The 9,306-nt window shown below is 69.4% G+C and carries 13 protein-coding genes; 6 read left to right on the top strand and 7 right to left on the bottom strand.

Annotated features, from left to right (window positions below; genetic code table 11):
* Positions 1–1,050: APC family permease (locus A9W96_RS23790; protein WP_156765386.1), on the bottom strand; the 1,050-nt coding region annotated here is incomplete at its 3' end.
* 116 nt (positions 1,051–1,166) lie between these two features.
* Here A9W96_RS23790 and A9W96_RS23785 point away from each other — a divergent pair.
* On the top strand, positions 1,167–1,832 hold the full coding sequence (locus A9W96_RS23785) for a TrkA family potassium uptake protein (RefSeq protein WP_156748749.1): 666 nt from the start codon (positions 1,167–1,169) through the stop codon (positions 1,830–1,832).
* A gap of 37 nt (positions 1,833–1,869) precedes the next feature.
* Positions 1,870–2,544: a TrkA family potassium uptake protein gene (locus A9W96_RS23780; protein WP_066860680.1), complete on the top strand. Its 675-nt coding sequence runs from the start codon at positions 1,870–1,872 to the stop codon at positions 2,542–2,544.
* A gap of 56 nt (positions 2,545–2,600) precedes the next feature.
* On the opposite strand, the gene A9W96_RS23775 is transcribed toward A9W96_RS23780, so the two are convergent.
* Both A9W96_RS23775 and A9W96_RS23770 read right to left on the bottom strand, forming a co-directional pair.
* On the bottom strand, positions 2,601–3,257 hold the full coding sequence (locus A9W96_RS23775) for a DUF3159 domain-containing protein (protein ID WP_066879784.1): 657 nt from the start codon (positions 3,255–3,257) through the stop codon (positions 2,601–2,603).
* A gap of 53 nt (positions 3,258–3,310) precedes the next feature.
* A complete protein-coding gene (locus A9W96_RS23770; protein ID WP_066860686.1) occupies positions 3,311–3,679 on the bottom strand; it encodes an OB-fold nucleic acid binding domain-containing protein in 369 nt (122 codons plus the stop codon).
* Positions 3,680–3,816: 137 nt separating this feature from the next.
* On the opposite strand from A9W96_RS23770, the gene A9W96_RS23765 reads away from it, so the two are divergent.
* Positions 3,817–4,515 carry a hypothetical protein gene (locus A9W96_RS23765; RefSeq protein WP_067143566.1) on the top strand — a complete coding sequence of 233 codons (699 nt, stop codon included), beginning with the start codon at positions 3,817–3,819 and terminating at the stop codon, positions 4,513–4,515.
* Between the two features lie 72 nt (positions 4,516–4,587).
* Here A9W96_RS23765 and A9W96_RS23760 read toward each other — a convergent pair whose 3' ends face one another.
* Together A9W96_RS23760 and dut are read right to left on the bottom strand one after the other, a co-directional pair.
* Complete coding sequence (locus A9W96_RS23760) at positions 4,588–5,337, bottom strand: DUF3710 domain-containing protein (RefSeq protein WP_369830863.1); 750 nt, start codon at positions 5,335–5,337, stop codon at positions 4,588–4,590.
* Complete coding sequence (dut, locus tag A9W96_RS23755; protein ID WP_066879778.1) at positions 5,337–5,801, bottom strand: dUTP diphosphatase; 465 nt, start codon at positions 5,799–5,801, stop codon at positions 5,337–5,339. The genes A9W96_RS23760 and dut overlap by 1 nt, the downstream gene beginning before the upstream one ends.
* 25 nt (positions 5,802–5,826) lie before the next feature.
* Between dut and A9W96_RS23750 the strand changes: the two genes are divergently transcribed.
* Complete coding sequence (locus A9W96_RS23750) at positions 5,827–6,312, top strand: DUF3093 domain-containing protein (RefSeq protein WP_067143561.1); 486 nt, start codon at positions 5,827–5,829, stop codon at positions 6,310–6,312.
* 9 nt (positions 6,313–6,321) lie between these two features.
* On the opposite strand, the gene A9W96_RS23745 is transcribed toward A9W96_RS23750, so the two are convergent.
* A complete protein-coding gene (locus tag A9W96_RS23745; protein ID WP_036468275.1) occupies positions 6,322–6,624 on the bottom strand; it encodes a DUF4193 domain-containing protein in 303 nt (100 codons plus the stop codon).
* 193 nt (positions 6,625–6,817) lie between these two features.
* Between A9W96_RS23745 and cei the strand changes: the two genes are divergently transcribed.
* A complete protein-coding gene (cei, locus tag A9W96_RS23740; RefSeq protein ID WP_066860698.1) occupies positions 6,818–7,468 on the top strand; it encodes an envelope integrity protein Cei in 651 nt (216 codons plus the stop codon).
* A gap of 9 nt (positions 7,469–7,477) precedes the next feature.
* Here the strand turns inward: cei and A9W96_RS23735 are convergent, their stop codons facing one another.
* A complete protein-coding gene (locus tag A9W96_RS23735; RefSeq protein ID WP_066860700.1) occupies positions 7,478–8,353 on the bottom strand; it encodes an inositol monophosphatase family protein in 876 nt (291 codons plus the stop codon).
* A 102-nt stretch (positions 8,354–8,455) separates the two neighbouring features.
* Here A9W96_RS23735 and ppgK point away from each other — a divergent pair, with 102 nt between their 5' ends.
* On the top strand, positions 8,456–9,265 hold the full coding sequence (gene ppgK / locus A9W96_RS23730) for a polyphosphate--glucose phosphotransferase (RefSeq protein WP_066860703.1): 810 nt from the start codon (positions 8,456–8,458) through the stop codon (positions 9,263–9,265).
* Positions 9,266–9,306 lie beyond the last annotated feature (41 nt).

Genomic DNA, 9,306 nt, shown 5'->3' with positions numbered 1-9,306 from the left:
GCCGAGCACCGGGAACCCGTTGAACGCGGTGTTGGCCGCCAGCACCAGGATCAGCGCGGTCACCGTGGCGATCAGCAGAAACCCGATGTGAAAGCTCCCGAACACCGTCTGGGCGAGCTGGGTGACCAAGGTCTTCTGGTAGTAGCCCTTCGGCGCGCCGCCCAGCTGCGTCGCGGGGTCCTCGACCAGCTGAACCCCGATCTTCTGGGCCAGCACGATGATGCCCATCAAGAGCGTCACCGCGATGCCACCGAGCATCAGCAGGGTGGTCGCAGCGTTGCGCGACTTGGGTTTCTGGAACGCCGGCACCCCGTTGCTGATCGCCTCGACACCCGTCAGCGCCGCACACCCCGAGGAAAACGACCGCGCCACCAAGAACGCCAGGGCGAAACCGACGACCTGGCCGTGCTCGGCGTGCATCTGGAAACCGGCCGACTCGGCCCGCAGCGGATTACCCAACACGAAGATCCGGAACAGCCCCCAGCCGATCATCACCAGGACCCCGATGATGAACGCGTACGTCGGCACCGCGAACGCCACCCCCGACTCGCGCACCCCCCGCAGGTTCAGCGCCATCACCAGCAGGATGGAGGCCACACAGAAGAACACCTTGTGCTCGGCCACGATCGGGATCGCCGAGCCGATGTTCGCCATCGCCGAGGCCGTCGAGACCGCAACGGTGAGAACGTAATCCACCATCAGTGCGCTGGCGACCACGAGGCCGGCGGTGTCGCCGAGGTTCGTGGTGACCACCTCGTAGTCGCCGCCACCGGACGGGTAGGCGTGCACGTTCTGGCGGTAGCTGGCCACCACCACCAGCATCACCGCGGCCACCGCAAGCCCGATCCAGGGTGTCAGCGCGTACGCCGTCACCCCGGCCACCGAGAGCATCAGGAAGACCTCCTCGGGCGCATACGCCACCGAGGACAGCGCGTCGGAGGCGAACACCGGCAAGGCGATCCGCTTTGGCAGCAGAGTGTGACTCAGCCGGTCGCTGCGAAACGGCCGGCCGATAAGCAACCGACGAGTGGCGGTTGAAAGTTTGGACACGAGAGCCAAGAGTAAGCCCAGACGGGTTTGGCGGTAGCGTTCGTAGGAGAATGTTCGCCGACCGAAACGGCTGGCCGACGTGGGTTGCCGGTTGACGCGGCCGAGAGGACCTCAAGTTGCGAGTAGTGGTGATGGGCTGCGGCCGGGTCGGTTCATCGGTCGCCGACGGGCTCTCCCGCATCGGTCACGACGTCGCGGTCATCGACCGGGACAGCACCGCCTTCAACCGGCTCAGCCCCGAATACGCCGGCGAGCGGGTGCTGGGGCAGGGATTCGACCGAGACGTGCTGCTGAGGGCCCGCATCGAGGAGGCCGACGCGTTCGCCGCGGTGTCGTCCGGCGACAACTCCAACATCATCTCGGCCCGACTGGCGCGCGAGACCTTCGGCGTGAAGCGGGTCGTGGCCCGCATCTACGACGCCAAGCGCGCCGAGGTCTACGAGCGGCTCGGCATTCCCACCATCGCCACTGTGCCCTGGACCACCGACCGCCTGCTCAACGCGTTGCTGCGCGAGTCGGAGACGGCCAAGTGGCGCGATCCGACCGGCACCGTCGCCGTGTCCGAGGTCGTGCTGCACGAGGACTGGATCGGGCATCGGGTCACCGACCTGGAGCAGGCCACCGGCGCCCGGGTCGCGTTTCTGATCCGGTTCGGCGCCGGCGTGCTGCCGGAGCCCAAATCGGTGATCCAGGCCGGCGACCAGGTTTATGTGGCCGCGATCTCCGGCCGCGCCGCCGAGGCGGTGGCCATCGCCGCGCTACCACCGAGCGAAGAGCTGTGATGAATTCGACCGAACACCTTGTTGAGGAGCTGCGCCGATGAAGGTAGCTGTCGCCGGCGCCGGCGCGGTCGGGCGCTCGGTCACCCGGGAACTCATCGGCAACGGCCACGACGTGACGCTGATCGAACGCAACCCCGATCACGTCGACGTCGACGCGATCCCGGCCGCGCACTGGCGGCTGGGCGACGCGTGCGAACTGAGCCTGCTGGAGTCGGTGCACCTGCAGGAGTTCGACGTGGTGGTGGCCGCGACCGGCGATGACAAGGCCAACGTCGTGCTGAGCCTGCTGGCCAAGACCGAGTTCGCGGTCCCGCGGGTGGTGGCCCGGGTCAACGACCCTCGCAACGAGTGGTTGTTCACCGACGCGTGGGGGGTCGACGTGGCGGTGTCGACGCCGCGCATGCTGGCCTCGCTCATCGAAGAGGCCGTCGCCGTCGGAGATCTGGTGCGGCTGATGGAATTCCGCAAGGGCCAGGCCAACCTCGTCGAGATCACCCTGCCCGACGACACGCCGTGGGGCGGCAAGCCGGTGCGCAAGCTGCAGCTGCCGCGCGACACCTCGCTGGTGACGATCCTGCGTGGCCCGCGCGTGATCGTGCCCGAGGAGGACGAGCCGCTGGAGGGCGGCGACGAGCTGCTGTTCGTCGCCGTCGCCGAGGCGGAAGAGGACCTGCAGAAGCTGCTGCTGGGCAGCCACAGCCCGGGCGGCTAGTGGCGATCGCCAGCGCGGCGGAGCCGGGCGTAGCGGGTCGGCACCATCAGGACTGATCAGTCGGTGACGGCGCCGGGCTCCATTTCGACCGCGGGGGCATCGGCTGCGGCGATGGCGCGCTGCGCCGACTTGATCGCCGCATAGGTGGCCAGCGCGGCCAGCGCGGTCAGCGGCCAGCCCATCCCGATCCGCGCCGCCGCCAGCCAACCGGTCCGGTCGGCGTCATACAGCAGTCCCTGCACTACGAACCGCGCGGCGAACACCAGCACCCAACCCACCGACGCCACGTCGAAGGCGTAGACCGCCCGCGGCACCTCGCGCCAGCGGTCGCCGCGCCCGGTGGCCCAGCTCCACGCGTAACCCACCAGGGGCCGGCGGATGAGCACCGACGCCGCGACGACGACCGCCCACACCAGCGACATCCAGATGCCCAGCAGGAAATAGCCCTTGGACTCGCCCAGCAGGTAGGCGATCAGCGCGCACAGCGCGACCCCGAAGAAACCCGAGAACGCCGGCTGCGGGGAGTCGCGGCGGATCAGCCGCCACACCAGGATCAGCGCGGCCACCGCCAGCGCGGCCACGATCGCGGGAACCAATCCCGAGACGCTCGAGGCGATGACGAAAACCACCACCGGCAGCGAGGAATAGATGACACCGCTGACCCCGCCCGCCTGTGCGAGCAGGCGTTCCGGGCTGATGCGGTTGGTGCTCATGAGTTCGGACGTGCCCGACTCCGGCGGGGTTGCCCCCGGATCTTCGGGGTCAGTCACCGCTGAATTTCGTAGTGCGGGTTGTAGATCGCCTTGTTACCGTTCTCCAGCTTGCCGAGGCGCCCACGCACCCGCAGCGTGCGGCCCGAGTCGATGCCCGGAATGCGACGCTGCCCCAGCCACACCAGCGTGACGGTGTCGCTGCCGTCGAACAACTCGGCGCGGACCCCGCCGGAGCAGGCCCTGCCGTTGCACTCGACGCTTCGCAGCGTGCCCACCATCGTGACCTCCTGGCCCCGCTGGCAATCAATCGCGCGTTGCGCGCCGGTGCTTGCGACCTCGTCGGACAGTTCCTCCGAATCGAGTTGCTCCGGATCCTCCGTCAACCGACGGGTCAGCCGGCGCAGATACCCTTGGGCCCCCATGGCCACTCCTGACAATGCTGATAAGCCTCGACGCTTCCATTTATGCCAACGGACACCGTAGACCTCTTGGTTCCCCAGCGCCAACCGACTCAAACCTCGTGTTGGAGGGCGCATGAACGGCGGGGCACTATCTAGTGGTGGTGGTCGATCTGCGCGGTGTCACGACGGTGTTGTTGCCCGGAACCGGCTCCGACGACGACTACGTTCACCGGGCGTTTTCCCGTCCCCTATCCGAGGTTGGGGCGTTGCTGGTGACCCCGCCGCCGCGGCCCGACCGGTTGATCGAGGGCTATCTCGCGGCGTTGGACGGCGCGGCGCACGGGGGGCCGGTCGCGGTGGGCGGGGTCTCGATCGGCGCGGCGGTGGCGGCCGCCTGGGCGCTGGCCCATCCGGACCGCACCATCGCGGTGCTGGCCGCGCTGCCGGCCTGGGCCGGCGCCCCCGGGGCAGCGCCCGCGGCGCTGGCGGCGCGGTATTCGGCGTCACAGTTGCGCGCCGACGGACTGGCGGCCACCACCACGCAGATGCGGGCGTCCAGCCCGCCGTGGCTGGCCGACGAGCTGACCCGGTCGTGGGGCGCCCAGTGGCCACACCTGCCCGACGCCATGGAAGAAGCGGCCGGCTATGTCGCGCCGAGCTGCGACGAGCTGGCCGGGCTGGCCGCGCCGCTGGGGGTGGCGTCCGCGGTCGACGACCCGATCCACCCGTTACAGGCCGGAATCGACTGGGTCGCGGCGGCGCCGCGCGCGGCGCTGCGCACGGTGACGCTCGATCAGTTCGGGGCCGATCCCGCCGCCCTGGGTGCGGCCTGCCTGAGCGCGCTGGCCGACCTCTAGCCCGCTGGTGGCGACCCGCAGCGCCCGGCTGGGATGTTGCTGCCGCATCCGCGGCAGCGCCACGAAGCCGGCTCAGCCGCCGGTCGTGGTGCGCAGCTGCTGCATGGCCGACCCGTCGGCGCTGCGGCGCGCGGCCGGCTCGTTGGACGGCGCCTGCTGCCCCTCGGCCTGCTGCTGCGCGGCGGCGGCTTCGCGCAGCTGCTGGGCCATGGGCTCGGGCAGCTGCACGGTCAGCGGCGTGCGCACCGGCAGCGGCGTGTCGCCACGCCGAACCACGGTGTCCGCCAAGGCCGCTCGCGCCTCCTGCTCCAGGGCTTCCATCGTCTCGTGGGGGCCGTTGATGACGCAGCGGATCATCCAGCGATAGCCGTCGACGCCGATGAACCGCACGACGCCGGTGGCGGTGCCCACCACCTCGCGACCCCACGGGCCGTCCTTGATGCTCACCTGGGCCGAGTCGTTGCGCAGCGATTCGGCGAGCTCGCTGGCCACTTCACGCCACAGGCCGCCCGTCTTCGGCGCGGCATAGGCGGCGATGGTGAACCGGCCGTTGGGCGTGACGACCCAGACCGCGCTCGGCACACCGGTTTCGGTCAGCTCGACCTGCAGCTGCCCGGCCTCCGGCATGGGAATCAGCACCGAGCCCAGGTCTAGGCGGGCCAGCTCCGCGACCGCCGGGTCGTCGAAGTCCTCGATGTCGAACGGTCCTTCGAGCTCCTCGGGGGCCGGCTCGTCGGCGTCGCGGGCCGCCACCTCGTCGGCCGTCGAGGTGTCGGCGCTGGTGGCGTCGTCGTCTTTGGGTGTGCGCTTACTGAATGCCATCACAAACTCGCATGTCCGCCGGAGGAACCGTGACCACCATCGCCACGGGATGTTTCGGCCAGCCCGGCCTTGTCGAACGACGACACCTCGACCAACTCCACTAATTCGACTCGCTGCACCAGCAACTGGGCGATGCGATCGCCGCGGTGCACCACGATCGGATCGGTCGGATCGAGGTTGATCAGCGCAACCTTGATCTCGCCGCGATAGCCCGCGTCGATGGTACCCGGGCTGTTGACGATCGAAAGTCCCACTCGCGCAGCCAAACCCGACCGCGGATGCACCAGGCCGACCATGCCGAACGGGATGGCGACTGCGACCCCCGTTCGCACCAGGGCGCGCCGCCCCGGCTCGAGTTTGACGTCTTCGGCGCTGTACAGATCGATCCCGGCGTCGCCCTCGTGGGCGCGGCTGGGCAGCGGAAGCTCGGGGTCAAGGCGCACGATGGCCAGACTGGTCGACACGGGGGCACAGACTACCCTTGACTGCGTGTCCGATACGCGCGTCGCGCCGCACAACGTGCGGTATCGCGAACGATTGTGGGTCCCGTGGTGGTGGTGGCCACCGGCCTTTGCGCTCGCGGGCATCATCGCTTTCGAATTCAACATGGGCGTCACCCGCCAATCGACCTGGTGGCCGTACGCGGCGCTGTTCGCGGTGGCGGCCGCGGCGCTATTGTGGCTGGGCCGCATCGAGATCCGGGTGACCGGCGACCCGACCGCGCCCGGCGAAGTGCAGCTGTGGGCCGGCCCGGCGCACCTGCCGGTCAACGCGATCGCCCGGTCCGCGCAGATAGCCCCGTCGGCCAAATCCGCGGCGCTGGGCCGCCAGCTCGACCCGGCCGCGTACGTCCTACACAGGGCATGGGTGGGGCCGATGATCCTGGTCGTGCTCGACGACCCGGACGATCCGACGCCGTACTGGCTGGTGAGCTGCCGTCACCCCGAGCGGGTGCTGTCGGCCCTGACACGGTAGGCGCAGCTATCAGGCCGCGCAGTCGGTACAGATCATCACGCCGTTCTTCTCGCTGGCCAGCCGACTGCGGTGTTGCACCAGAAAGCAGCTCGAGCAGGTGAACTCGTCGGCCTGCTTCGGAATCACGCGCACCGACAGTTCTTCCCCGGACAGGTCGGCACCCGGCAGTTCGAAGTTCTCAGCGGATTCAGATTCGTCGACGTCGACGACGGCCGAAGCCGCCTCGTTCCGTCGCGCTTTGAGCTCCTCCAGCGAGTCCTCCGAAACGTCGTCCGTCTCGGTGCGCCGTGGAGCGTCATAGTCGGTAGGCATATCTCTTCCCCTGCCCTATTGCCTCTGCATGCCCGCGATATCCAAGCATCGCTTTGTACCAGCGTCGAACGCATCCACCAAATGATTCGTGCCCGTATCGCGGCCCATTAAGGTGTGATTTACGTCACACCTCTATTTTCACCCTTGCGCTCGTCTCTGAACAGTGGGTTTAGCGTGCGGCTAGAGTGCACCTGTGGTCACGCAAATCACCGAGGGTACAGCGTTTGACAAGCACGGTCGGCCTTTTCGGCGCCGCAACCCCCGGCCCGCCATCATCGTGGTGGTTCTTCTCGCAGTGGCCACCGGCGTCGTCTGGACGATCGCGCTGACGCGCCCCGCCAAGGTGCACGAGGCCGCGGTGTGCAATCCCCCGCCGCAGTCGGCCGGTTCGGCGCCGGCCCAGCTCGGCGAGCAGGTGTCGCGCAGCGCCATGATGGACGTCACGCCCGCCAAGCTGGCCGACACCAAGGTTCGCGTCCTCAACGCCAGCGGCCGGGGCGGCCAGGCCGGCGACGTCGCCGGCGCCATGAAGGACCTCGGCTTCGCCCAGCCGACCGCCGCCAACGACCCGCTGTATGCGGGCACCAGGCTTACCTGTCAGGGCCAAATCCGTTTCGGCACCGCCGGACAGGCCACCGCGGCCGCCGTGTGGCTGGTCGCGCCGTGCACCGAACTGTTCAACGACAACCGCGCCGACGACTCCGTCGACCTGGCGCTGGGCACCGACTTCAGCGCGCTGGCGCACAACGACGACATCGACGCCGTGCTCGCCACCCTGCGTCCCGGCGCCACCGAACCCTCAGATCCCACGCTGCTGGCCAAGATTCACGCCAGCAGCTGCTGACGCGGGCGGTCAATCCAGAATCGGATCCAGGCCGTTGAAGCGCTCCAGCACGGCCAGCAGTTCGTCGGCGATTCCGGGCGCGGCGGCCAGCGCCAGGCCCGCCCCGGCCGCTCCGGGCGCGGGCAGGACCACCCGAGCTCCCGCCTCGGAGGCGATCAGCGCCCCCGCGGCGCGATCCCACACCTGCAGACCGTGCTCGTAGAAGGCGTCGAGCCGGCCCGAGGCGACCATGCAAAGATCCAGTGCCGCCGAACCGATCCGGCGGACATCGCGGACCACCGGCAGCATGCGCGCCAACAGCGCCGCCTGTGCCGCGCGGCGCTGGCGCGAATAGCCGAAACCGGTGCCCAGCAACGCCATCGACAGATCGTCGACGGCGGCGCTCTGCAGCGGCTGCGTCCCCTCGTCGTCGGCGACATGCGCGCCCAGGCCCAGCGCCGCCGAGTACACCCGGTTCCCGACGACGTCGGCGACCGCCCCCGCCATCGATTCGCCGTCGACCTGGGCGCCGATCGACACGGCGTAGGCGGGGATGCCGTAGACGAAATTCACTGTGCCGTCGATGGGATCGAGCACCCAGGTGACCGTCCCGGCCGGCGTGCCCGCCGGATCGTCGGGACCGCCGCCTTCCTCGCCGAGAATCGGGTCCCCAGGCCGTAATTCGGCCAGCCGGTCGCGCAGCAGCCGTTCCGTTTCGGTGTCGACCACGGTCACGGGGTCGGTCGGGGTGCTCTTCGATCGCACCGCGCCACTGTCGGAGGTCTGCAAGCCCGCGTCGGCGCCGAAAACCTCTGCCCGCCGACGCGTCACGAACGCGGCGGCCTCCGCGGCCAAGGTTTCGGCGACCGATCGCAGCCCCACAAGCTCGTCATCGGAAGGGGTCACCGGTCTATCCGATCACAGTCGCCGGGGGTCGCGCAGACGCCGCGGGCCGCACCGCCGCGGCGCTAAGGTGATCGGACAGCCCAGTCACGCCGAGGAGATTCGATGACCAGCACCGACTCGACCACGGAGACGCCCGGCATCGCCGCCGGCGACGGCAGGCCGCAGCGCCGCGGATTCGGCATCGACGTCGGCGGCAGTGGCATCAAGGGCGGCATCGTCGACATGGACACCGGGCAGCTGATCGGCGAGCGGGTGAAGCTGCTGACCCCGCAGCCCGCGACGCCCGCGGCGGTCGCCAAGACCATCGCCGAGGTGGTCGACGCCTTCGGCTGGACCGGCCCGCTGGGAGTGACCTATCCCGGGGTCGTCACGCACGGCGTCGTGCAGACGGCGGCCAACGTGGACAAGGCGTGGATCGGCACCAACGCGCGCGACATCATCAGGGCCGAACTGGACGGTCAGGACGTCGTCGTCCTCAACGACGCCGACGCGGCCGGGCTGGCAGAGGAGCACTACGGGGCGGGCAAAGGCCAGTCGGGACTGGTGGTGTTGCTGACCTTCGGCACCGGGATCGGTTCGGCGGTGATTCACAACGGGACGCTGATTCCCAACACCGAGTTCGGCCATCTCGAGGTCGGCGGCAAGGAGGCCGAGCAGCGGGCCGCGTCCTCGGTGAAGGAGCGCAACGGCTGGTCCTACGAAAAGTGGGCCAAGCAGGTGACCAAGGTGCTGGTGAGCATCGAGAACGCGGTATGGCCTGACCTGTTCATCGCGGGCGGCGGCATCAGCCGCAAGGCCGACAAATGGGTACCGCTGCTGACCAACCGCACCCCGGTGGTGGCCGCGGCCCTGCTCAACACGGCCGGGATCGTCGGCGCGGCGATGGCCGCCACCTCGGACGTGACGCACTGATTTCGCCCGGCAGAGCCGTAGGACCCCGCACTGTCGTTACA

Source organism: Mycobacterium sp. 1245852.3 (assembly GCF_001669335.1).
Taxonomy (GTDB): domain Bacteria; phylum Actinomycetota; class Actinomycetes; order Mycobacteriales; family Mycobacteriaceae; genus Mycobacterium; species Mycobacterium europaeum_A.
The sequence above is the reverse complement of the archived record's forward strand: the minus strand, read 5'-3'. Positions and strand labels throughout refer to the sequence as shown.